This is a genomic window from Nocardia sp. KT25-26 (assembly GCF_056627695.1).
In genome coordinates this window covers 2217887-2240006 of the sequence record NZ_CM152813.1, presented here as the reverse complement: position 1 = coordinate 2240006, position 22120 = coordinate 2217887, and the positions used below count along the sequence as shown (strand labels likewise).

Sequence of the window (22120 nt, the reverse complement as noted above, 5' to 3'; positions counted from 1 at the left end):
GTCCTAGCCGGACCCGGCCCGCCAGCCCTCATCCAGAGCGTCACCGACCCGTGATCGTCGCCACACTCTCGACTTTGCCGTCATAGCAGGGGATTTCGCGGCGAGGTCGGTATGCGGGACTCGGCCGACCTTGATCATTTCGATACAGACGCCGGGGTGCGAGTCCGGGCCGGAGCGAGACGGATTGCCGTACGCGGCAGGGTGGATATGATCGCTGCGGTCACATGCGGATGCGCCACGGCACGACGGGAAGAGGAATATCGGATGGACCACACCGAGCACGCCGACCAGTCGATCGCCGCGATGTTGTCGACGATCGCGGCATCGCTACGCGAGGTCGGTGACAAGCTCGATGTCGTCGCGCAGCGAGTGTCCGCCGGTGCCGAACCGGTCCGGCACCGGACCGAGCCCACCGGTGCGGACCGCATCGCCGAACTGGAGGCGTGGGCTTTCCGTGCCACGCAGGACATCTCCCGGTTCGGCACCCGGCTGGAGCGCGTCGAGGCCGCGGTGGACTCGACACCGCCCCCGGCCGAGGTCGCGGCGCCGCGATCGCGCCGCGCGGCTCGTGAATCGGCCGCTGCGCACTTCCCTCCGGTCCCGGACGCCGCCGGACCGCCCGGCGGCACCGCCGGCTCCGCGGAGGAGCCCGTAGCGACCGGCGGGCACAGCGACGATTCGGCTGCGGCCCGCACCCGGCCGCCCGGCATCCGGTCGGTACCCGAGCGACTCCGTGATGCCGCCGGCCGCCCGGGTTCCCGGGCGGCCCGCCGCCGGGCCGCCGACGCTGCCGCCGAGGCCGCTGCTGCCGGTCGGCCGGCCGATGGCCCGGCCGCCGACGGTGATCGAGGGACAGGTACCCCGCCGGCCACCGACCGAGGCGCCACCGGCCGTCCGGCCGGCACCGGGCCGGCAGCGGACCGCACGAGCGAATCACCGAGCAGGGCTGCTGCCGGAGCAGCCGATTCTGCGAAGAATTCGACATCCGGCACCCGCAACGGGCACACCGTGCCGGATGACGCCGCCACTCCGGTACTGCGCCCGCATCGCAACGGGAAGTCGGTGCCGGGCGCACCGCAGCGCCGCATCGGCGACGAATCACGGTCGGCCAGCGGCTCCTCGGCAACCACGGCCGGACTGACCGAGGGCGCCGCCTCGGCCGCACCGTCGCGCCACGACCGCGAGTCCGCCGGCACACCATCGGCGCGCAACACCGGTGCCGACGCCGTCACGTCATCCGGCAACGCCGATACGGACCCTGCGGCACCTTCGCACGACAACCACGCCGCCACCTCGTCACGCAACCACCACGCAGCTCCCGCCGACTCCGCGCACACCGACCGCCCGAACCCCGCCGACTCGCGCGACAACCACGCGAACCCTGCTACGCCATTGCACAACGGGCAGTCGGACGCCACCCCGGCATCCCATGACGACCGTGCGCACGCCACTCCGCCCCGTACCGGCCACGAATCCCCGGCAGCGGACACCGGCAGCGGCCGTGGGATCGACGGCCACGAGAGCACCGGCGGGATCGGCACCGTCGACAGTGCCGCCGGATCCCAGCCGGAACGCAACGGCAGGGAATCGTCGCGGACGCGCCCACTGTCCGGCCACACAGCCCCGTCCCGCCCCGCGCACCGGGACGAGCAGTTCCTCGCGGCCTTCGGGCCGCCGGTCCCCAACACCCACCCCGACGCATCCCCGAAGAGCACCGAGGATGCCGCGGGCACCGGCCCGGCGGACGGGACGGACCCGGACACCGACGAGCATCGGATCGTCGATCCCGCCACCCCGGAGGTACCCACGGCCACGGATGCGGCGGGCATCACCGTGACCGGCACCTACCGTGCCTTCGATATCGAACGCGCCCATGTCGACAAGCTCCAGGCCATGCTCGACGAACTCAAGCGCACGGCCGGCGGAACCCCGCCGCCCCGCCGCAAGCCCGGCACCGGCGACTAGCCGGAAATGCACTGCGCACCGGTGGTGGCCGTGGTGACGCCGGTCGGGCCTCGGCGGTCCGCCCGGGTCCGGCGCTACCGATCCACGCCGGGCGCGGCCGGAGCCTGCGGCACCGCGGCAGCCGGGGCGGCCGGACCACGTACAGCCGACAGGGCGTCGAGAACGGGGCGGTAGTCGTCCGGACGGATCGGCCGGAACCACTGTGCGGTGCGGGTCCGCCACGGCAGGGCGGTGCCGAGATCGGCGAGCAGTTCGTCGGCCGCCGCCGGCGGGAACGGTGCGGCGGCGCAACCGTGGCGGTCGATCTCCTCGTTCATCCGGGCGGCCGGTGGCACCACCAACTGTCCGGTGAGCAGGGCCGCCGTCCAGTGCGCGGCCAGTTCGGCGAACAGGGGTCCGACACCGGAGGGGCCGGTGCCGGCGAAGGTCAGGTTCGGCACATCGATCGGCAGAATGTCGCGATACAGCCGGACGGCGCCCTGGTCGTCGGCGAGCCGCCGTTGCACGTAGGGGGTCAGATAAGGCACCCGCCGCTCGTATCCGGTAGCGCAGACGACGATATCGGCCAGCAGCAGGGTGCCGTCGGTGAGCCGGACTGCAGGTCCCTGTCGGCCTCCGATCAGTTCGGCGATCTCGGTGTCCCGATGGACGACGATCCGCCCCGCCTCGATCTCCTCGGTGAACCCGTCCGGCGCCGGAACCAGCGCATCGGCCACCTGGTCCTCGAGCCGCCCCGCCGGGACCAGATCGAGTTCACGCAACCGCAGCGTCCGCAGCACCCGTTCCTCCAGCAGGTCCAGGTTCGCCCGCTGCATCGCCGAGCTGCGCAGCCAGCGGTGCACCCGGCCGGATTGTTCGGGTCCGAGATGGGCCGCCCCGAACCGGCTGAGCGCGACCCGTTCGTAGCCGGGACCCCGGCTCAACCGGCGTGGCAGCTGCCAGTGCAGCCGGCGCGCGACGACCGCCGTCTCGTCGGCGAGTGGCGCGACGGCCGTGGCCACCGCACCCGCGGACTGCCCGTAGCCGACCACGACCACCGACTTCTCCTGCGCATCGGCCGGATCGCGGAACTCCGAGACGTGGCACAGCTGCCCGCCCGCCGCCCGGAACGCGGCCGTACCGGCGAACTCCGGCAGCACCGGTTCGGCGCAGACCCCGCCGGCGACGATCAGGTGGTCGCAGGAGGTGCGGTGCACGCCCGCGCCGTCCCGCACTTCCAGCAGCCAGCCGCTGTCCACCGGATCGGCGGCCAGCACCTCGGTGCCGAGGCGCAGGTTCGGTTCCAGTCCCATTTCCCGGGCGTATCCGGCCAGGTATTCCTGGACCTGCTGACCGTCCGGCACCGCCTTCCGATCGCCCGGCATCGGACGGTCGGTGAAGCGGTAACTGTTCCGGCCCGCGCGGGGCCGCAGGCCGGGGATCCGGCGATCGGCAGCCCACATTCCGCCCACCTCGGTGGCCCGATCGAACACCTCGACCGGAAAACCGGCACTGCTCAACACCTTCGCGCAGGCCAAGCCCGCGATACCCGCACCGACGATTCCGATGCGGCTTCCGCTCGTCATGGCCATGGAGGGTACTCGAGGAGGCCCACCCGATGCCACCGCGCCGCCGCCGCTGCATGCTGTACTGGAGTCATGACAACACCACCGGTGGTCGTCGACCGTGCGGGGCTCTGGGACGCCGAGGAACTCAGCGATGTCGCGGCGGCCACTTTCCCGCTGGCCTGTCCCCCGGGGTCCGGGCCCGACGACATCGCGGTGTTCATCGAGGACGCCCTGTCGAGCGCCCGATTCGGCGAATACCTCAGCGATCCCGACCGCACCGTGCTGAAGGCGGTCGCGGGTGACGACATCGTCGGCTTCGCGATGCTGGTCGCCGCCGAACCCGCCGAACCCGATGTCGCCGCGATGATCGCCGAGCGCCCGGTGGTCGAACTCAGCAAGCTCTACGTACTACCCGGGCAGCACGGCACGGGGGCGGCCACCGCGCTGATGACCACCGCCCTGGAGCTGGCCCGCGCCGGCGGCGCCGCAGGTGTCTGGCTGGGGGTGAACCAGCACAACGTGCGGGCGCAGCGGTTCTACGCCAAGCACGGATTCGTCGTGGTGGGCACCCGGAAGTTCACCGTGGGCAGCGAACTGCACGACGATTACGTGCTCCTGCACCGCTGCTGAACAGGGCCGCCTCCGGCCCACCGGAATCAGGCGGTGGCGGCCTGGAATCGCGACAGCGCGAGCAGCCGCGAGATCGCCCGCAGATACTTCTTGCGGTACCCGCCGGCCAGCATCTCCTCGGAGAAGATCTCGTCGAGCTTCGCGCCCGATACGGTCACCGGGATCCCCGCGTCGTAGAGCCGGTCGGCGAGCACCACGATCCGCAGCGCCACGGCCTGATCGGTCGCCGGATGCACCCCGCCGATGTAGACGGCGGATACGCCGTCGATCAGGGCGCCGTATTTGGACGGGTGCAGCGTGCTCAGGTGGGCCAGCAGCTCGTCGTAGTCGTCCAGGGTGGAACCCGGGGTCTCGGCAGCGCGGGCGGCGAGTTCCTCCGGTGCGGCCGGTTCGGGCGCCGGCGGCAGGTCCCGGTGCCGGTAGTCGGGCCCGTCGACCCGCACCGGCTCGAAGATCGAGCCCAGCTTCTTGATCTCCCGCAGGAAGTCCTGCGCAGCGAACCGGCCCTCACCGAGCTGTCCGGGCAGCGTGTTCGAGGTGGCCGCGATCGAGACACCGGCACCGGCCAGCTCGGTGAGCAACCGCGAGACCAGCATGGTGTCGCCCGGGTCGTCCAGCTCGAACTCGTCGATGCAGAGCACGCTGTTGTCCGACAGCCGGTCCAGGGCATTGTTGAAGCCCAGCGCACCGACCAGGTTGGTCAGCTCGCCGAAGGTACCGAACGATCTGCTGCCCGGCGCACTGTGGAAGATCGAGGCCAGCAGGTGGGTCTTGCCGACACCGAATCCGCCGTCGAGGTAGAGCCCGGCGCCGGAGACCGGCTTCTTCTTGCCGAACAGGCTCTTCTTGTTCGCGGCCTTGTGGATCTTCGCCACCCGGCCGGCGAAGTCCTCGGCAGCGCGGACCGCCGCGGCCTGGCTGGGTTCGTTCGGATCCGGGATGTAGGAGGCGAAACTCACCTCGTCGAACATCGGCGGAGGCACCATCTGCGCGACGAGCTGGTCCGCCGGGACCTCCGGCCGACGATCGACGAGGCGTTCTTGCATGAACAAAGCGTACGGACGTGTTGGAATGGTCTTCCGTGCAGAGTATGCAGAATGTGACCCAGCTCGCAGCCCTGGACGACGACGCCCTGGCCCGGGCCTACGGCTACCCGCGCCACCTGGACAGTCCGTGGATCCGGGCCAATTTCGTCACCAGCGTCGACGGTGCCGCCACCAGCGGCGGCACCTCCGGCGGCCTGGGCACCCCGGCGGACCGCCGGGTGTTCACGCTGCTGCGGGAACTGGCCGATGTGATCCTGGTGGGCGCCGGCACGGTCCGGGCGGAGAACTACGGCGGCGCCGGAACCGATCCGGACCGGCGGCGTGCGCATTTCCGGCACGGTGTCGGTGGTTCGGCAGACGGCACACCACCCCCGATCGCGGTGGTGACCGCCTCGGCGTCGATCGCACCCGATTCCCGGTTGTGCACCGAATCCGAGACACCGCCACTGATCCTCACCACGGAGAGCGCCCCCCGGGACCGGGTGGCCGCCCTGACCGACGCAGGTGCCCGGGTGGTCGAAGTGGGCACGGCCGCGGTCACCCCGGCGGCGTTGCGCGGCGCCCTGGCCGACCAGGGGCTGTACCGGGTGCTGTGCGAAGGCGGGCCGCATCTGTTCGGCCAGCTGGCCGAGGCGGGGCTGGTCGACGAGCTCTGCCATACGACGGCACCGGTACTGACCGGCGGCACCGGTGGCCGGATCGCGCTGTCGGCGACCGAGTTCCGGGCCCGGATGCGCCCTGCGCAGCTGTTCGGCGACCCGGACGGCACCCTGCTGGCCCTGTGGCGGGCCGCCCCGGACCCGGCAACCGGACCGGACGGATCGGGCCGGGCCTAGAGTGGTGCGCATGCGGTGGACTCGGGGTGCGGCAGCTGCCGCGACACTGTCGATTTTGCTCGCCGGTTGCGGGGCGGGCCCGTCGGATCGCCCCGGGGTGGCCGTCGAACAGCCACACGACGACGCACCGGGCACCACCGCGGTCACCGACCGCGAGCCCCCGGCCGCCGAGACACCGGAGGCCGACCTGGCCTGGCAGGACTGCACGGCCGACACCCTGGCCGCCGCCGGCCTCGGACCGGGCCCCGACGGCCTGGTGCTGGAGTGCGCCGACTTCCGGACCCCGATCGACGCAGCGGGCGCCATCATCGGCACCTTCCGCACCGGTGCGCTGCGGGCCCGGCTGCCGCAGACGCCGGACGAGGCCGCGCCGCTGGTCCTGACCTCGGGCTCGGACCGATCCTCCACCGAGACGCTGGCGGCGCTGGCGGCCGGCGGCAACTCGACCCTGCTCGCCGCGCAGCCGGTGGTGGCCGTCGACCGGCGTGGGATCGGCAGCTCACAACCGGTCGACTGCATCCCGCCGGAGCTGCGCAGCGATCTGGAGTTCGGCAGCGACCCGCTCGCCGCGGCCGCCGAATTCAGCAAGGAAGCGACGATCGCCTGCCGCGACTTCCTGCAGCCCTACGACAACACCTTCGACGCCGGGCATGCCGCGGACGACATCGAGCAGCTGCGTAAACAGTGGCAGGTGGAGCGGATCAATCTGCTCGGCACCGGCAACGGTGCCCAGGTCGCGCTCGGCTATGCCCGCCGCTACGGCGATCACCTCGCCCGGCTGGTCCTGGATTCCCCGGAGCCGATCGCCCCGGACGCTGCCACCCGGATCGAGGACCGGGTCCGCGGCGCCGAAGCCGCGGCCACCGCATTCGCGCAACGGTGCCGGGCCCTGGGCTGCGCGCTCGGCGACGATCCACGGGCAGCGATCATCGACCTGGTGCGACGGGCAGAGCGGGGCGAGTTGTCCGGGATCACCGCACTCGAGCTGCACACGGCGCTGACCGGCTTCCTCGGTGACCCGCGGCAGGTCCGGCCGGAGCAGATCACCGAACTGGCCGACACCCTCGCCGCCGCGGGGCAGGGCCGGCCCACCGCCCTGCGGGCACTGGCCGACCGGGAAGCCGGCCGGATCGCCACCGACGGTCAGTTCGTCAACCGTTGCACCGACCATCGCCAGGCCCCCAGCGCCGCCCGTGCCCGGGAACTGACCGACGAATGGTCGCAGAAGTACCCGATCTTCGGCGCCGCGAACGTGACGGTGATGATGACCTGCGCCGCCTGGCCGGTCACGCCAGAACCGCCCGCGCCGGAGGATCTGGAGCTGCCGGTACTGGTACTGACCGGCGCCGCCGACCCGGTGGCCGGCGAAAATGTGGCGTCGATCACCGGCGCCCTGGGGGTCGCCGGTGCCACCCATGCCACCATGACCTGGCAGGGCTGGGGGCATCCGAGCCTGACCCACTCCGGCTGCGCCCAGCAGGTGGCAGTGGACTACCTCGCCGATGCGGCCCTGCCCGCCGACGGTGGCGCCTGCCCCGCCTAGCCCGATCGGCACCACCTGATCAGCACCGTCCCGGTGGACCGGTGCGGCACGCTGAGGCGGACCGGCCGCACCACCGGGCACCTTTCCGGTGTACCGTGCCCCAGTGTTGTTCCGACAGCTCGAGCCCCGTACCGCTCGCACCACCGCCCAGGTGATCAAGTTCGCATTGTGGCCGCTCGCGATCATGACTGTGCTGAACCGGGTCGTCATCAAGGCTGTCAACGGGTTCATCACCGACGACTTCAAACCGGTCTACGAGGCCTCGCTGGCATTCCTGAACGGACTGCCCGTGTACACGGCGAACTTCGACCACGTCGACCCGCACTACCTGTACTCCCCGGGCGGCACCCTGCTCAATGCTCCCCTGGCGTTGATCGACCCGGAGAAGTCCCGGTGGTGCTTCATCCTGCTCAACGCGGCGGCGATCCTGCTCGCCTGGTACCTGCTGTTGCGCCTGTTCAACTACACGGTGGACTCGGTGGCCGCACCGGCACTGCTGCTGGCGATGTTCGTCTCCGAATCGGTCACCAACACGCTGATCTTCACCAATGTGAACGGCTGCATCCTGCTGGCCGAACTGGTCTTCCTGCATCTGCTGCTGGCCCGGCGCGATCTGTGGGCGGGCGTTGCGCTGGGGCTGAGCATCACGGTGAAACCGACCCTGGCACCGCTGTTGCTGGTGGCCGCGGCCCGGCGGCAGTGGAAGGTGTTCGTCACCGCGCTGGGCGTACCCGTGGTGCTCAACGCCATCGCCTGGCCGCTGGTCGTGGACCCGATGGACTATTTCCGCCGCACCCTGCCCTACATCTCCGAGACCCGGGACTACTTCAACAGTTCGATCGGCGGCAACGCCGCCTACTACGGTCTGCCCGACTGGCTGACCTGGGTGATCCAGTTCGCCATGGCGGCAGTCGTCGCGATCTCGCTGTGGCTGCTGTACCGGTACTACCGCCACGACGAGCTGTTCTTCGTGACCACCGCCTCCGGGGTACTGCTGACCGGGTCCTGGCTGCTGTCCTCGCTGGGCCAGATGTACTACTCGATGCTGCTGATCCCGTTCCTGATGTCGGTGGTGCTGCGCAATTCGGTGCTGCGCAACTGGCCGGCGTGGCTGGCGGTGTTCGGTTTCATGTCCTACGACAAGTGGCTGTCCTACCGCTGGGTCGAGGAGGGGCGGGCCCTGGAGTATCTGCGGGTCACCTTCGGCTGGGGACTGCTGCTGGTGGTCGTGTTCTGTGTGCTCGGCGACCGGTACCTGGCGGCGCGCCGGACAGGCCGGCTGCCACGACTCGACCCGGACTGGATGGCCACGGCACCGGATCCGCGCGGCCCGGCCGAGCTCGAATCTCCCGCCGAGCCGAAACCGGACCGGGCCGACGACCTCGGGGAGCCCGCGGCAGCCCGGTGATCGGCCGCGCAGGTATTAGCGTGGAGGCATGAGTTCCGACGCCGAGGACACCCCCCGCATCACGCTCACGCCGCAGCAGTGGCGGGCGAAGTTGAGCCCGCAGGAGTATGCGGTGCTGCGCGAGGCCGCCACCGAACCCCCGTTCACCGGGGAATACACCGATACCGAGACCGAAGGCGTCTACACCTGCCGCGGATGCGGCGCCGAGCTGTTCCGCAGCACCGAGAAGTTCGCCTCGCACTGCGGGTGGCCGTCGTTCTTCGACCCGGCCGAGTCCGGCGCCGTGCTGCTGCGCCCGGACGATTCGCTGGGCATGCGCCGGGTCGAGGTGCTGTGCGCGCAGTGCCACAGCCACCTCGGCCACGTCTTCGAAGGTGAGGGCTATCCCACGCCGACCGATCAGCGGTACTGCATCAATTCGATCGCGCTGCAGCTGCACCCCTCGGACAGCGCGGCACGGGACGACGCGTGAAGCCGCCGTCACCATAACCCCCGGTACGCCGGCTGCGCATGCCCCCGATTCCTGGGGCATCCGCAGCCGGTGGGCCCATCGGGCGGTATTCGATCAGGGCAGGGCCTCGATCAGCGCCGCAACCTCCACCCGGGGCCCGGTGAAGAACGGCACCTCCTCGCGCACGTGCAGCCGTGCCTCGGTGGCCCGCAGGTCGCGCATGAGGTCGACGATGCGGTGCAGTTCGGGGGCCTCGAAGGCGAGGATCCACTCGTAGTCACCCAGGGCGAACGACGACACCGTGTTGGCGCGGACATCCGGGTAGGTGCGGGCCGCCTTGCCGTGGTCGGCGAGCATCTTGCGCCGCTCGTCGTCGGGCAGCAGATACCACTCGTAGGACCGCACGAACGGGTAGACGCAGATGTAGTTCCCCGGGGCCTCCCCGGCCAGGAAGGCCGGGATGTGGCTCTTGTTGAACTCCGCCGGCCGGTGCAGGGCGACATTGCTCCAGACCGGCGCGCTCGCCCGGCCGAGCGCGGTGGTGCGCCGGAAGTCCGAGTACACCGCCTGCAGATCCTCCACTCGCTCGGCATGCGTCCAGATCATGAAGTCGGCGTCGGCCCGCAGGCCGGCGACATCGTAGAGCCCGCGCACCACCACACCGCGATCTTCGAGACCGTCGAAGAAGGCCTGCGCCTCCTCGATCGCCGCAGTCCGATCCTCCCCCAGCGCGCCCGGCTGTACCTGGAACACCGAGAACATCAGGTAGCGGATGGTGGAGTTGAGTGCTTCGTAATCGAGTCGCGCCATGGCCACCATCGTGCCACGGCGGCCGGGCGGCACCGCCGCCGAGACGGTGGGTCACCGTCCGGCCGGCACCTCGAGCGCCGCCGCGATCCGGTCGGCCGCCGCGGTGGCCGCGGCCAGGCAGGCCGGGACGCCGACGCCGTGCAGATAGGAACCGGCCAGGGCGACAGTGCCGAGTTCGGCGACGGTGCGTTCCAGTTCGGCGATCCGGTCCAGGTGGCCCGGCGCGTACTGCGGCAGCCCGCCCGGCCAGCGCTGGACGATCGCGGCGGACGGCACGATATCGACGCCGGTGACGGTGGCCAGATCGGTGACCGCGGCGTCGATCAGTTCCGCATCGGGCCAGGACAGCGGCGCGGGGTCGGCGAACCGGCCGAAGGAGGCCCGCACCACCGCCGACGGCCGCTCGGCCAGATGCGGCCATTTGCGGCTGGACAGCGTGAATGCCTTGGCGCGCAACGGTTCCCCGGTGGCCACCAGAATTCCCGAGTTGTCCGGAAGGTCCGTGTCCCGGGGCAGTTCGAGGGCGACCAGTGCCGAGGACGACACCTCGATCCCGGCCGCGAGGTCGGCGGCCGGGGCGGTGACCGGCCGCAGCAGCCGGGCCGTCACCGGGGCCGGCGCGGCCAGCACCACCGCGTCGACGGCGCCGAGCGGATCCACCACCCAGCCGCGGCCGGACCGGGCCAGCCGGGTCACCGGGGTGTCGGGAACGATCCGCGCCCGGGACTGCTCGCGCAGGGCGCGCAGCAGCACGCCGTAGCCGTCGCGGAGGCCGCCGAAGACGGGTGCGGTGCTCGGTGGCGGCAGCGCGCGGGCGACCGCATCGGTCAGGCCGGTGGCACCGGCGTCCAGGGCGGCGGCCAGCCCGGGCAGTGCCGCGCGCACCCCGATCGTGCGGGAGCTGCCCGCATAGACGCCGCCCAGCAGTGGATCCACACTGCGTTCGGCGACCTGCGGGCCGAACCGGTCGGCCACCAGCGTGTACACGTCGATATCCGTGCCCGGCCGCCACTGCCACGGCCGCTGCGGTTCGGCGGCGACCTGCGCGACGGTGGCCTCGTCGACCAGACCGCGCAGCGATTCCGCCGCCGACGGAATCCCCATCAATGTCCGGTCCGGGAGCGGGTGCGCCGCCGCCTGCGACCAGATCAGCGGCCGCCGGCCCGCCGGGCGCACCAGTTGCCCGGCGAGCCCCAGTTCGTCCAGCAGCGCGGGTACTTCGGGGCGGCGGCCGACGAAGGCCTCCGCGCCGAGATCCAGCGGGCCACCGGCGAGTTCCCCGGTGTGGAGCACCCCGCCGGAGCGGCCGGTCCGCTCCAGGATCACCAGATCGGCACCCGCGCCCAGCCGTTGCCGCAACCGATAGGCCGCCATCAGCCCGCTGATTCCGCCCCCGACCACCGCGATTCGCATGCCTCGACGGTACCGGTACGCGGACCACCTCCCGGCCACCTGCGGCGCAGCTCACGCCCCGCGGTGCCGCCGACAGCAGGCGCAGGTCCCGGCCGCCCGGTGGCCGGGCAATTACAGCGAATGCACCAGCTCGACCAGGGCGGTGAGCGCGCCCGGATCGGTATCGGGCAGGACGCCGTGCCCCAGGTTGAAGATGTGCCCGGCGGCCCCCATGGTGATCGCCTCGTCGGCTTCCCGCACGATCCGCCCGGCCTCGGTTTCGATCGCGTCCGCCCCGGCGAACAGAATCGCCGGATCCAGATTGCCCTGCAGCGCCTTTCCGGCACCGACGCGGCGGACCGCCTCGGTCAACGGCACCCGCCAGTCGACGCCCACCACATCGGCCCCGGCCTCCCCCATGGCGCCGAGCAGCTCCCCGGTCCCGACCCCGAAGTGGATGCGCGGCACGCCCGCCGCCGCGATCTCGGCGAACACCCGCTCCGAATGCGGCAGCACATAGCGGCGGTAGTCGGCCAGCGACAGGGCACCGGCCCAGGAGTCGAACAGTTGCACCGCGTCGACGCCCGCCGCGAGCTGCGTCTGCAGGAAGGCCACGGTGATATCGCTCAGCACACCCATCAGCTCGTGCCAGGTCGCCGGATCGGCGTGCATCATCGCCTTGGTCCGTTCGTGATTCCGGCTCGGCCCGCCTTCGACCAGGTAGGACGCCAGGGTGAACGGCGCACCGCCGAAACCGATCAGCGGTGTATCCCCCAGCTCGTCGGTGAGCAGGCCGACGGCCTCCGCGACCGCGCCGACCTCCTCGGGCCGCAGCCGCGGCAGCGCCCGCACATCGGCCGGTGTCCGTACCGGATTCGCCACCACCGGACCGGTGCCGGGCACGATGTCGAGGTCGATACCGGCGGCCTTGAGCGGGACCACGATGTCGGAGAACAGGATGGCCGCATCCACGCCGTGCCGCCGGACCGGTTGCATGGTGATCTCGCACACCAGCTCCGGATCGAAACACGACTCGAGCATGCCGATACCGGCCCGCACCCGGCGATATTCGGGGAGTGACCGTCCGGCCTGACGCATGAACCACACCGGCCGCCGGCTGGGCGTCGCACCGGTGGCGGCAGCGAGGAAGGGGGCATCGGTCAACCGGCGGCGGGTATGTGTGCTCATCGGCCCTATCGTATGCGGATGACGCCGGCCGCCCGTCACCCCGCCTCGGCCGACCTGGTGCCGATCAGTACCTCCGATTCGACGAGACCCTCGTCGTCGGGCGCGGCACCGGCTCCGAAGACCCGTTGTGCCTGTCGCCGCCGCAGATCCCGGTGGACTGCCGCGGGCACGTCGTATCCGTGGGCCCGCTGCGCTTCCCGCGGCGTCATGATGGTGTCGGACCGGGCCGGTATCCCCAGGAACACCGGCCCGACGACCTCGGTGGTGGACGGCGCCAGGAATTCGGCGCTGCGCACCGTGAGCCAGGTGCTGCCGGCCACGATGCGCAGCAGGATCCGGCTCGCCGTCCGGACGGCGGCATCGGTGAACCGGGACTGCCGCAGTCCGAACATGCTGCGGATGTGGTGCGCCGGTCAGCTCGGCTCGGGGACCAGTGCCTCGGTGAGGACCGGCACCGCGAGTTCGCGCTGCCAGGGCCGGGCACCCCCGGCGGTGAGGACCGCCCGGATCCGGGCGGACAGTTCGTCCGGGGTGCCGACGTCGCGATAGTCGGGCAGCCCGTCCCAGCACAACCGCCGAACCAGTTCGGGGGTCAGCAGGTTCTCCACCGGGACCGAGTGGGCCTGCGACAACTCTCCCATCGCACCGCGGGCCCGGGACAGGCGCGCAGCGGCCTCCGGGTCGCGGCGTTCCCACCGGTTCACCGGCGGGGGGCCGTGATAGGGCAGGGTCAGCGGCGGCAGATCGGCGTCGGGCAGCGTGCGGCCACGTTCCACCGCGCCGAGCCACTCCCGGGAATAACGGCGTTGCCGCGGGCCACCGAAGACGGGCAGGTTGCGCAGCGCGGCGATGGACCGGGGCACCGCACCCGCGGCGGCGACGATCGCAGAGTCCGGCAGGATCCGGGCCGGAGCGACATCGCGGGCCCGGGCCAGCGCATCCCGGGTCTGCCACAGTTCCCGCACGATCGCCAGCTGACGAGGCCGGCGCAGGGTGTGGATCCCGGAGGTGCGCCGCCACCGATCCGGTTTCGGCTCGGGCGGCGGCATCGTCCGGACGTGCTCGAATTCCTCGACGGCCCACTCCATCTTGCCCTGCGCGGTGAGATCGGCGGCGACCCGGTCACGCAGTTCCAGCAGCAGTTCCACGTCCAGGGCGGCGTAATTGAGCCAGTCGTCCGGCAGCGGCCGGGTGGACCAGTCGGCGGCGCCGTGGCCCTTCTTGAGGGAACGGCCCAGCAGGTTCTCCACCATCGCGGCCAGCCCGACCCGCTCGTACCCGGCCAGCCGGCCGCCGAGCTCGGTATCGAACAACCGCGCGGGAGCGAGGCCGAGCTCGGCCAGGCCGGGCAGATCCTGATCAGCCGAGTGCAACACCCATTCCAGACCGTTGATCGCTTCGGCCAGCGGGGCGAGTTCTTCGGTGATCGGCACCGGGTCGACCAGGAAGGTCCCCGCCTCGGCACGACGCAGCTGGATCAGATAGGCCCGCGCCGAGTACCGGAAACCGGAGGCCCGTTCGGCGTCCACGGCCAGCGGGCCGGTCCCGGCGGCGATCCGGGCAGCCGCATCGGCTACCTCCCCGGCCGTGGCCAGCACCGGGGGAACTCCCTCGGCAGGGACGAGCAGCGGCTCCGCTGCGGTGGGTTCCTCGGCGACCGACATAGCCCTGAACTCTACGTGGCGGTCACATGTGTTCGTCGCCGGTATAGGACTCCGGCCGCAAATGTGTCACACCGGCCGGCGGCAACCCCGCCGCATAGGCCAGCACTTCGCAAAAGGCCTCCACATGCCCGGACATCTCCAGGTTCATCGCCGTCCAGGAGGCCCGCAGCTCCAACTGATGGGCACGCGGCGGCCCGGCGATATCGCCGTAGCGCACCGAACTCGTCGCGGTCACGGTGCCACCCAGCGCGGTGAACGGTTCGCGGCGGGCCTCCAGCGCATCGACCAACCAACTCCAGGCCACCTCGGGGAGCAGCGGATCCGCGGCCAGGGCGCCGTCGATATCGGCCTGGATGTAGGCCACCAAGCGGAACACACCGTGCCAGGCATCGTCACCGTCCGGATCGTGCAGCAGGATCAGCCGCCCGAAGGCGTCGCCCTCGGAGTCGATCGGGACCACCGCGGTGTCGGTGTGGGTGACCTCCGCACCGAGCGCGTACGAGTACGGCGCCAGCCGTTGCGGGGGCCGGATCGGTGCGAGCTCGATCCGGGGGTGCACGGATGCGGTGCCCATCGCAGCGACCGCCGCGCGAAAGTCTGCGGGCTCCGGGTCCGTTCCCCCGGTCGCTGCGGCGCCGTCACGGAAATCGAGCGGTGTCACATCATCGACGGTAGCCCGTCGGCGCGCACCGCGGGCGGAGGCGCGCCGCCCGGATCCGGGCCGGGTCACCGGCCGGTCGAATTCGGCGGCGATTGTCGTTTTCGACTGTGCCCTAACGAGATCGACGTCCGGTCCGCTACCGGAACGTCAGCGCGCGGCCAGCCAACCGGTGATGCGCTGGGCGATCGCCTCCGGAGTGAGTCCGAGTTCGTCGAGTACCTCGCCGCGCGCAGCATGGTCCAGGAACTGCTGCGGGATCCCCAGATCACGGGCCGGCACATCCACCCCGGCATCCCGCAGCCGAGCCGATACACAGGATCCGATCCCACCGTGCAGGCCGCCGTCCTCGACGGTGACCACGAGGCGGTAGTTCTCGGCCAGTTTGACGAGGGTGTCGGAGACCGGCAGCACCCAGCGCGGGTCCACCACGGTGGCGGTGATCCCGGCCGCGGCCAGCAAACCGGCCGCGTCGAGCGCGGTCTGCGCAAACGGGCCGACCGCGACCAGCAGGACATCGCCGTGCCGGTGCTCGACCGGACCGTCGGCCTCCGCCGGATGCAGCACGTCCACATCGCCGACCCGCGTCACGGCGGCGATATCGCTGCCGACCGCCCCCTTGGGGAACCGCAGCACGGTCGGGCCGTCGGTCACCGACAGCGCCTCGTCCAATTCCGCGGCGAGCGTGCTGCCGTCCCGGGGTGCCGCCACCCGGATGCCGGGCACGATCCCGAGCAGCGACATGTCCCACATGCCGTTGTGGCTGGCCCCGTCCGGCCCGGTGACTCCGGCGCGGTCCAGCACCACGGTGACCGGCAGCTTCAGCAGGGCGACATCCATCAACAGCTGATCGAAGGCCCGGTTCAAGAAGGTCGAGTAGATCGCCACCACCGGATGCAAGCCGCCCAGGGCCAGACCGGCCGCAGAGGTCATCGCATGCTGTTCGGCGATGCCCACATCGAACATCCGGTCCGGGAACCGCTCCCCGAACGCGGACAGCCCGGTCGGGCCGGGCATGGCCGCAGTGATCGCGACGATGTCCTCGCGAGCGCTCGCCTGTTCGATCAACTGCTCGGAGAACACGGCCGTCCAGCCACGCGCCTTCTTACCGGCGAGCGGCTTGCCGGTCAGCGGGTCGATCGGATCGCAGGCGTGCATCTGATCGGCGACGTGGTTCTCCGCGTGCTCGTAGCCGCGCCCCTTCTGCGTCACCGCATGCACCACCACCGGGCCGCCGAAGTCCTTGGCCCGGCGCAGCGCCGCCTCCAGGGCGACGATGTCGTGACCGTCGACCGGGCCGACGTACTTCAGGCCCAGATCGCCGAACAACTCCTGCGGACTGACCGCGTCCTTGATCCCGGCCTTCACCGCATGGACCATCGAATAGGCCGAATCCCCCACGGCGGGAATACTCTTCAGGATCCGTTTGCCGGCGTCCAGGGCGTGTTCGTACACCGGCTGGGTGCGCAGCGCCGTCAGCCGGTCGGCCAGCCCGCCGATGGTCGGTGCGTAGGAGCGGCCGTTGTCGTTGACCACGATCACCACCGGCCGATCCGGTGCCGCCGCGATGTTGTTGAGCGCCTCCCAGCACATGCCCCCGGTGAGCGCGCCGTCGCCGACCACCGCGACCACGTGCCGATCCCGGCCGGTCAGCGCGAACGCCTTGGCCAGACCGTCGGCATAGGACAGCGAGGCCGAGGCGTGCGAGGACTCCACCCAGTCGTGCTCGCTCTCGGCCCGGCTCGGATACCCGGACAGGCCGTCGCGTCGCCGCAGTGTGTCGAAGCGGTCCTTGCGTCCGGTCAGGATCTTGTGCACATAGGCCTGGTGGCCGGTGTCGAAGATCAACGGATCGGCCGGCGAGTCGAAGATGCGATGCAGTGCGATGGTCAGTTCCACCACACCCAGGTTCGGCCCGAGGTGCCCGCCGGTCGCCGCCACCTTCGACACCAGGAAATCCCGGATCTCGGTCGCCAGTTCCTGCAGTTGCGGCACGCTCAGCCGGCGCAGATCTTCGGGGGAATCCACCCGCGACAGCACTCCCACCTGAACTCGCTCCCTCCGGGATTCGACGCTGATCCGACCAGTCTACGGAGCCGTTCCGAGCGCTCTGCGACCCCCGCGACCCCGACCTGCGCACCAGGGACGGTTCATGTGAGTAGTGTCGCCCCCATGACCTCGGCCACCACCGTCACCGTCCTGGGGCACGGCGTGGCCCGTGCCGTCCCCGACCTGCTGGTCCTGACGCTCTCGGTGGAGTGCCGGGCCGCCTCGGTGATCCAGGCGTACCGGCGGGCCGGCACGCGGGTCGGCGCGGTGATCGCCGCACTGCGCGGGCGTGGCGTCGCCGAACACGGCATCACAACCGCCGGGCTGTCGGTACGGGCCGAGACCAGCTATCGGGAACACCGCGGACCCGAGATCGTCGCCTATGTCGCCGCCTCGTCGCTGACGGTGACGCTGCCCGCCGGACCGGGCGAACCCACCGACAACGACCCGGCGGCCGTCATCGCGGCAGCCGTGGACGCGGGTGGCGACGATGTCCGCCTGGACGGTCTGACCCGGACCTTCGCCGACCCCGGTGCCCTGCTCACCCGGGCCCGGGACCACGCCTGGGACGATGCTCTCGCCCGGGCCCGGCAGTACGCCGGCCGGGCCGGCGCCACCGTCGGCCGGGTCGTGGAGATCACCGAGGCGACGCCTCCGCCACCGGTGCCGATGGCCCGCACGGTCGCCGCCGCGGCCGAAAGCTTCGGCGCGCCGCCGGTACCGATGGAACTCGGCCTCGGCGAACTCGCCGCCGATCTCCGGGTGACCTGGGAACTCACCTGATCGAACCGCGCAGGGTCCCGCGCGGACCTGGGTGTGCCACACCCAGGACGGCCGGTCACCGCCCGAACAGGGCCAGGTGGCAATGCCCGATCCGGCACGACGATGGACCGGTCCCCTCCGAAAGGACCAGCCATGTGGATCCGTACCCGCCGGTTCGCCGGCATCACCGCCACCGCCGTCGTACTCATCGCGCTCGCACCGGCCGCGGCCCGCGCCGAACCGATCGATCACTACGTCCTCCCCGGTGACCGCGCCTTCCCCAGCGGTCTGGCGCTGGACACCGAGACCGGCACCTTCTTCGTCGGCAGCGCCGCCGACGGTGCGCTCTACCGTGGGCATCTGGACCGGCGGGAGATCGAGCTGTGGTCCCCCGATCGGACCGACGGCCGCACCGCCACGTCCGGGATGACCATGGATGCCGCCGGTCGGCTGTTCGTGAACGGTGGCAGTTCCGGCACCGTCCGCATCTACGAGCCGGACACCGCCACCCTGCTGGCCGAACTGCGCGGGGTGCCCGACGGTTTCGTGAACGAGGTCACCATCGCCGAGGACGGCACCGCCTACGCCACGGACTCGTTCCGTCCGGTCGTCTACCGGATCACCGAACGGGCCGGCTCCTGGGAGATGGTGCCGTGGCTCGATGTCGCCGGTACCGCCGTCGACTGGGTGGCCGGGGAACACAACCTCAACGGCATTCTGGCGGTCGGGCCGCACCTGCTCGCGGTGCAGAGCAACACGGGCCGGCTGTGGCGCATCGATCGGCACAGCGGCGACGTCGTCGAGGTCGATCTCGGCGGCGACACGCTGCCGAGCGCCGATGCGCTGGTGTCCGGCGCCGGACATCGGATCTACGTCACCCAGGGCAACCTGTTCGACACGGCGGACACCGAACCCCGCGTCGCGGTACTGGATCTGAACGCGGAGCTCACCCACGGCCGGATCGTGGACAGCATCATCGCGCCCGGCGGATTCCGGCACCCCAGCCAGGCGGCACGCACCGGCGACGGCCGGCTGCTGGTGGTGAACAGCCAGTACAACCGGCTGGTGTCGGGGCAGGCCCCGGACCTGCCGTTCACCGTCTCCAGTGTGGACCTGCCCGGCTCCGATCGAGCATCCGGACGGTAGCCGGTCACTCCGCTACGACACACCGCAGGACATCGGGAACATCGGTCATCAGGCCGGCCACCCCGAGCGCGATCAGCCGGCGCATGGCGGCCGGTTCGTCGACCACGTAGCCGTAGACCTCGAGCCCACGGGACCGAGCCGCCGCGAGGAAGTCGGCGTCGATGTCTTCCTGGCCCCGACAGCGCGCGCAGAGCGTCACCGAGGGTGGGAACAGGCTCGTCCCGGAACCGGGGGCCGAACCAGGAGCCGGCATCCAGTTCCCGGATCTCGGCGAGGGTGAAGTCGGCCACCTGCCAGGGCGCCCGATCGGGGAAACGTTGCTCGGCATCGGTGGTCCGGGTCAGTGTCTCGTCGCGGACCAGGACCAGTTCGTCGTCGGCGGTGCGCCGCACGTCCAGCTCCACCATGCTCGCCCCCTGGGCAACCGCGAGTTCGACGGCGGCCAGGGTGTTCTCGGGGGCCTGTGCCGCGCCGCCGCGGTGCGCCACGACGGCCACCGTATCGAGTGGTTCCGCCGCCACCGGAGCGCCGGACGCCCCGGCCACCGCGAGAAACGCGGCCACCACGGCGGCGCTGCGGCGCGGGCCCGGCATCGTCACCGTGCGCCTCACAGCGAGGTGGTGAGGCCGCCGTCGACGAGGATCGACGTACCGGTCATATAGGCGAAGTCGTCGGACGCCATCGCCAGCGCCGCCGCGGCCATGTCCTCCGGTTCGCCGACCCGGCGGATCGCCGGCAGATTGTCCCGGCCCCACTGCCGCTTGTACGCCGCCCAGTCGCGGCCCGGATCCGCCGGCTGCACCGCCCGCCACAGCCGGGTGTCCACCGCGCCCGGCGCCAGCACGTTCACCCGGATCCCCTGCTCGGCGTAGTCCAGGCTCGCCGCTTCCGCCAGCGCCAGCACGGCCCGTTTGGTGCTGGCATAGGCTGCGCCACCGGGCCGGGTCGAAGTCTGGTGCAGCGATCCGGTGATGATGACGACTCCCCCACCACGTTCCAGCAGGTACGGAATCTGATACTTCATCGCGAGATACACACCGCGAATATTGGTGTTCTGCATATCGTCCCAGTCCTGCGGCTCGGTCTCGTGCAACGGCCGGAACCAGTTGATCCCGGCGTTGTCGAACGCCACATCGAGGCCCCCGTACCGCCCGGCGATCTCGTCGGTGAACGCAGCGACCTGTTCGGCGGACCGGACATCGGCCTGCACATAGGTCGCCTCCCCGCCGGCCGCGCGGATCTCCTCCTCGACCCGGGCACCCTGCTCGGCGCGCCGGCCGCAGAACCCGACCTGCGCACCCTCGCGTGCGAACGCGATCGCCGCGGCCCGGCCGATGCCCGAAGTCGCACCCGTGATGATGACCACCTTGTCGGCGAAACGCCCGGGGCGGTCGATGTTCGCATCTGCCACCGCCCAGCCACCGGCGGCGCCCGCCAGACCGGTACCCGCCGCCGCGGCGCCGTAGAGCATTGCCCGGCGGCTCAGCACCACCCGTTCGCCGGTTCCGTCGTCGGTCACATCAACCTCCCGTTGGATCTCACCCCGCCCGGAGCGGCGGTGGTGACCCCATCGTGGCGGCGCCGGGGCGGCCGGCGGGAGGGCGAGCGCGCGCGGGGACGGCCGAGCCCGGGTCCGGCACCACCACCCACGCAGCCGGAATCAGGAACTCGGTTCCAGCAGTGCCAGGCACTCCACATGGTGGGTGCCAGGGAAGGCGTCGAAAGCGCGCAACTCGGTGAGCCGGTAGCCACCCTCCTGATACAGCGCGAGATCGCGGGCGAAGGATGCGGGGTCGCAGCCGATGTGCACGATCCGGCGCGGCCGGGTGGCGGTGACGGCCCCGGCAACCGCTTTGCCGACGCCCGCGCGCGGTGGATCGAGCACCACCACCGCCGGGGCCGCCCCGGAGTGGGATCGCACCCAGCGGTCCACCCGGTCGCGATGCAGCTGCACCGCGGACAGATCGGCCAGGGCGGCCGACCCCGCCGTCACCGCGGCGCGGTCCGATTCGACGGCCTCGACCCGGCCCGCAGGCCCGACGCTCTCGGCCAGCCGCGCCGCGAAGACCCCCGCACCGCTGTAGAGATCCCAGCCGAGGTCGCCGGGTGCGGTCCCGGACCAATCGGCGACCACCTGCGAATAACATTCCGCGGCACACCGATGGGCCTGCCAGAACCCGGTCGCCGGCAGCTCCCAGCGCCGCCCGGAAACGTATTCCACCGCCCGGCCGGTGCCGTCGACGACACGTTCGGCGCGGGCAGCATGTGCGGCCGCCTTGCGGGACGCGGCGGCGGCCCGGCGATTCGCGCCGCGACCCCGGCCGGGCCCCCGGCCCCGTACCGAGACGGCGGCCGGGGGCGCGAGTTCCACGAGATGCCGGATACCGACGCCGTCCACGGCGACCACCAGGTCGGCCCCCGGGGTCCACTGCCGGTCGGCGATCCCGGCCACGGCTCCGGCCACCGGCTGCGGACAACGCAGGTCGGCGAGCACCTCCGTGCTGCGATACCGGTGCACACCCGCCCGGCCATCGGCCCCCACCGGCAGTCGCAACCGAGTCCGCCAGCCGACGGTGCCCGACGACCCGGGCAGCGGTTCGACCGTGACCGGCACCTCCAGCCGGGCGATGCGGCGCAACTGTTCGGCCACCACGCTCGCCTTCAGCTCGCGCTGGGCGGGCGCCGTGGCGAAGGAGAAATCGCAGCAACCCGCACCACCGGGACCGGACACCGGGCACGTCGCAGGCACCCGATCGGCGGCGGCGGTCAAGATCTCGACCGCCTCGGCCCGGCAGAACGAGCCCCCGTGGTCCTCGGTCACCCGGGCGCGGACCAGTTCACCCGGCAGACCGTGCCGGACGAACAGCACCCGGCCCTCGTGCCGGGCCACACAGAACCCGCCGTGGCCCGGTGCCCCCAGCCGGACCGTGAATTCCTGCCCCACCCACTCGGTCATCGCCGGACCCCGGCGGCCGTCATCGATATCGACACCGGTGCCAGCATAGGTTGCCGCCTCCGGCCCACC

General features: G+C 71.6%; 20 protein-coding genes and 1 pseudogene. 8 read left to right on the top strand and 13 right to left on the bottom strand.

The annotated features are described in order from the left end of the window. Positions 1-264 precede the first annotated feature (264 nt). Positions 265-1965 carry a DNA polymerase III subunit gamma/tau domain-containing protein gene (locus tag AC1HFH_RS10095; RefSeq protein ID WP_480247164.1) on the top strand — a complete coding sequence of 567 codons (1701 nt, stop codon included), beginning with the start codon at positions 265-267 and terminating at the stop codon, positions 1963-1965. 74 nt (positions 1966-2039) lie between these two features. Here AC1HFH_RS10095 and AC1HFH_RS10090 read toward each other — a convergent pair whose 3' ends face one another. Then, complete coding sequence (locus tag AC1HFH_RS10090) at positions 2040-3530, bottom strand: flavin-containing monooxygenase (RefSeq protein WP_480247163.1); 1491 nt, start codon at positions 3528-3530, stop codon at positions 2040-2042. A 72-nt stretch (positions 3531-3602) separates the two neighbouring features. Between AC1HFH_RS10090 and AC1HFH_RS10085 the strand changes: the two genes are divergently transcribed. Continuing rightward, positions 3603-4142, top strand: a complete 540-nt coding sequence (locus AC1HFH_RS10085) for a GNAT family N-acetyltransferase (RefSeq protein ID WP_480247162.1) — start codon at positions 3603-3605, stop codon at positions 4140-4142. A gap of 26 nt (positions 4143-4168) precedes the next feature. Here the strand turns inward: AC1HFH_RS10085 and zapE are convergent, their stop codons facing one another. Further along, positions 4169-5188 (bottom strand): cell division protein ZapE, encoded by a 1020-nt coding sequence (gene zapE / locus AC1HFH_RS10080; protein ID WP_480247161.1) that lies wholly within the window; start codon positions 5186-5188, stop codon positions 4169-4171. 44 nt (positions 5189-5232) lie between these two features. On the opposite strand from zapE, the gene AC1HFH_RS10075 reads away from it, so the two are divergent. The 4 genes from AC1HFH_RS10075 (at position 5233) to msrB (ending at position 9447) form a co-directional block, all read left to right on the top strand. Further along, positions 5233-6024, top strand: coding sequence for a pyrimidine reductase family protein (locus AC1HFH_RS10075; protein ID WP_480247160.1), 792 nt, complete (start codon positions 5233-5235; stop codon positions 6022-6024). Between the two features lie 10 nt (positions 6025-6034). Further along, positions 6035-7567 carry an alpha/beta hydrolase gene (locus AC1HFH_RS10070; protein WP_480247159.1) on the top strand — a complete coding sequence of 511 codons (1533 nt, stop codon included), beginning with the start codon at positions 6035-6037 and terminating at the stop codon, positions 7565-7567. 103 nt (positions 7568-7670) lie between these two features. Beyond that, positions 7671-8975, top strand: coding sequence for a glycosyltransferase family 87 protein (locus AC1HFH_RS10065; protein WP_480247158.1), 1305 nt, complete (start codon positions 7671-7673; stop codon positions 8973-8975). Positions 8976-9003: 28 nt separating this feature from the next. Then, positions 9004-9447 carry a peptide-methionine (R)-S-oxide reductase MsrB gene (msrB, locus tag AC1HFH_RS10060; protein WP_480247157.1) on the top strand — a complete coding sequence of 148 codons (444 nt, stop codon included), beginning with the start codon at positions 9004-9006 and terminating at the stop codon, positions 9445-9447. A gap of 93 nt (positions 9448-9540) precedes the next feature. On the opposite strand, the gene hemQ is transcribed toward msrB, so the two are convergent. From hemQ to dxs, 7 genes are all read right to left on the bottom strand, one after another. After that, on the bottom strand, positions 9541-10236 hold the full coding sequence (hemQ, locus tag AC1HFH_RS10055; RefSeq protein ID WP_480247156.1) for a hydrogen peroxide-dependent heme synthase: 696 nt from the start codon (positions 10234-10236) through the stop codon (positions 9541-9543). A gap of 51 nt (positions 10237-10287) precedes the next feature. Beyond that, positions 10288-11649, bottom strand: a complete 1362-nt coding sequence (locus AC1HFH_RS10050; RefSeq protein WP_480247155.1) for a protoporphyrinogen oxidase — start codon at positions 11647-11649, stop codon at positions 10288-10290. Positions 11650-11760: 111 nt separating this feature from the next. After that, positions 11761-12816 carry a uroporphyrinogen decarboxylase gene (gene hemE / locus AC1HFH_RS10045; RefSeq protein WP_480247154.1) on the bottom strand — a complete coding sequence of 352 codons (1056 nt, stop codon included), beginning with the start codon at positions 12814-12816 and terminating at the stop codon, positions 11761-11763. A 35-nt stretch (positions 12817-12851) separates the two neighbouring features. Then, positions 12852-13208: a hypothetical protein gene (locus AC1HFH_RS10040; protein WP_480247153.1), complete on the bottom strand. Its 357-nt coding sequence runs from the start codon at positions 13206-13208 to the stop codon at positions 12852-12854. Positions 13209-13229: 21 nt separating this feature from the next. Beyond that, positions 13230-14480 carry an HRDC domain-containing protein gene (locus tag AC1HFH_RS10035; RefSeq protein WP_480247152.1) on the bottom strand — a complete coding sequence of 417 codons (1251 nt, stop codon included), beginning with the start codon at positions 14478-14480 and terminating at the stop codon, positions 13230-13232. A 22-nt stretch (positions 14481-14502) separates the two neighbouring features. After that, the gene (locus tag AC1HFH_RS10030) at positions 14503-15054 is read right to left on the bottom strand and encodes a DUF3000 domain-containing protein (protein ID WP_480247808.1); all 552 of its coding nucleotides are present in this window, start codon (positions 15052-15054) and stop codon (positions 14503-14505) included. A 234-nt stretch (positions 15055-15288) separates the two neighbouring features. Then, positions 15289-17184, bottom strand: coding sequence for a 1-deoxy-D-xylulose-5-phosphate synthase (dxs, locus tag AC1HFH_RS10025; RefSeq protein WP_480247151.1), 1896 nt, complete (start codon positions 17182-17184; stop codon positions 15289-15291). Between the two features lie 126 nt (positions 17185-17310). On the opposite strand from dxs, the gene AC1HFH_RS10020 reads away from it, so the two are divergent. Together AC1HFH_RS10020 and AC1HFH_RS10015 are read left to right on the top strand one after the other, a co-directional pair. Next, on the top strand, positions 17311-17970 hold the full coding sequence (locus tag AC1HFH_RS10020; protein ID WP_480247150.1) for an SIMPL domain-containing protein: 660 nt from the start codon (positions 17311-17313) through the stop codon (positions 17968-17970). A gap of 132 nt (positions 17971-18102) precedes the next feature. Beyond that, positions 18103-19095: an SMP-30/gluconolactonase/LRE family protein gene (locus AC1HFH_RS10015; RefSeq protein ID WP_480247149.1), complete on the top strand. Its 993-nt coding sequence runs from the start codon at positions 18103-18105 to the stop codon at positions 19093-19095. A 4-nt stretch (positions 19096-19099) separates the two neighbouring features. Here AC1HFH_RS10015 and AC1HFH_RS10010 read toward each other — a convergent pair whose 3' ends face one another. The 4 genes and pseudogenes from AC1HFH_RS10010 to AC1HFH_RS09995 form a co-directional block, all read right to left on the bottom strand. Further along, entirely contained in the window at positions 19100-19294 is a 195-nt protein-coding gene (locus tag AC1HFH_RS10010; RefSeq protein ID WP_480247148.1) for a glycerophosphodiester phosphodiesterase family protein, read from the bottom strand. A 43-nt stretch (positions 19295-19337) separates the two neighbouring features. After that, positions 19338-19688, bottom strand: a pseudogene (locus AC1HFH_RS10005) (glycerophosphodiester phosphodiesterase); the annotation flags it as partial. A 14-nt stretch (positions 19689-19702) separates the two neighbouring features. Beyond that, complete coding sequence (locus AC1HFH_RS10000) at positions 19703-20614, bottom strand: SDR family NAD(P)-dependent oxidoreductase (RefSeq protein ID WP_480247147.1); 912 nt, start codon at positions 20612-20614, stop codon at positions 19703-19705. A gap of 141 nt (positions 20615-20755) precedes the next feature. Beyond that, on the bottom strand, positions 20756-22051 hold the full coding sequence (locus AC1HFH_RS09995) for a class I SAM-dependent RNA methyltransferase (RefSeq protein WP_480247146.1): 1296 nt from the start codon (positions 22049-22051) through the stop codon (positions 20756-20758). Positions 22052-22120: the final 69 nt, after the last annotated feature.

Excerpts from the sequence above, each read along its gene's own strand:
- AC1HFH_RS10095 (WP_480247164.1), top strand. The coding sequence starts at position 265 with ATGGACCACACCGAGCACGCCGACCAGTCGATCGCCGCGATGTTGTCG.
- AC1HFH_RS10090 (WP_480247163.1), bottom strand. The coding sequence starts at position 3,530 with ATGACGAGCGGAAGCCGCATCGGAATCGTCGGTGCGGGTATCGCGGGC.
- AC1HFH_RS10085 (WP_480247162.1), top strand. The coding sequence starts at position 3,603 with ATGACAACACCACCGGTGGTCGTCGACCGTGCGGGGCTCTGGGACGCC.
- zapE (WP_480247161.1), bottom strand. The coding sequence starts at position 5,188 with ATGCAAGAACGCCTCGTCGATCGTCGGCCGGAGGTCCCGGCGGACCAG.
- AC1HFH_RS10075 (WP_480247160.1), top strand. The coding sequence starts at position 5,233 with ATGCAGAATGTGACCCAGCTCGCAGCCCTGGACGACGACGCCCTGGCC.
- AC1HFH_RS10070 (WP_480247159.1), top strand. The coding sequence starts at position 6,035 with ATGCGGTGGACTCGGGGTGCGGCAGCTGCCGCGACACTGTCGATTTTG.
- msrB (WP_480247157.1), top strand. The coding sequence starts at position 9,004 with ATGAGTTCCGACGCCGAGGACACCCCCCGCATCACGCTCACGCCGCAG.
- hemQ (WP_480247156.1), bottom strand. The coding sequence starts at position 10,236 with ATGGCGCGACTCGATTACGAAGCACTCAACTCCACCATCCGCTACCTG.
- AC1HFH_RS10050 (WP_480247155.1), bottom strand. The coding sequence starts at position 11,649 with ATGCGAATCGCGGTGGTCGGGGGCGGAATCAGCGGGCTGATGGCGGCC.
- hemE (WP_480247154.1), bottom strand. The coding sequence starts at position 12,816 with ATGAGCACACATACCCGCCGCCGGTTGACCGATGCCCCCTTCCTCGCT.
- AC1HFH_RS10040 (WP_480247153.1), bottom strand. The coding sequence starts at position 13,208 with ATGTTCGGACTGCGGCAGTCCCGGTTCACCGATGCCGCCGTCCGGACG.
- AC1HFH_RS10035 (WP_480247152.1), bottom strand. The coding sequence starts at position 14,480 with ATGTCGGTCGCCGAGGAACCCACCGCAGCGGAGCCGCTGCTCGTCCCT.
- AC1HFH_RS10030 (WP_480247808.1), bottom strand. The coding sequence starts at position 15,054 with ATGGGCACCGCATCCGTGCACCCCCGGATCGAGCTCGCACCGATCCGG.
- AC1HFH_RS10020 (WP_480247150.1), top strand. The coding sequence starts at position 17,311 with ATGACCTCGGCCACCACCGTCACCGTCCTGGGGCACGGCGTGGCCCGT.
- AC1HFH_RS10015 (WP_480247149.1), top strand. The coding sequence starts at position 18,103 with ATGTGGATCCGTACCCGCCGGTTCGCCGGCATCACCGCCACCGCCGTC.
- AC1HFH_RS09995 (WP_480247146.1), bottom strand. The coding sequence starts at position 22,051 with ATGACCGAGTGGGTGGGGCAGGAATTCACGGTCCGGCTGGGGGCACCG.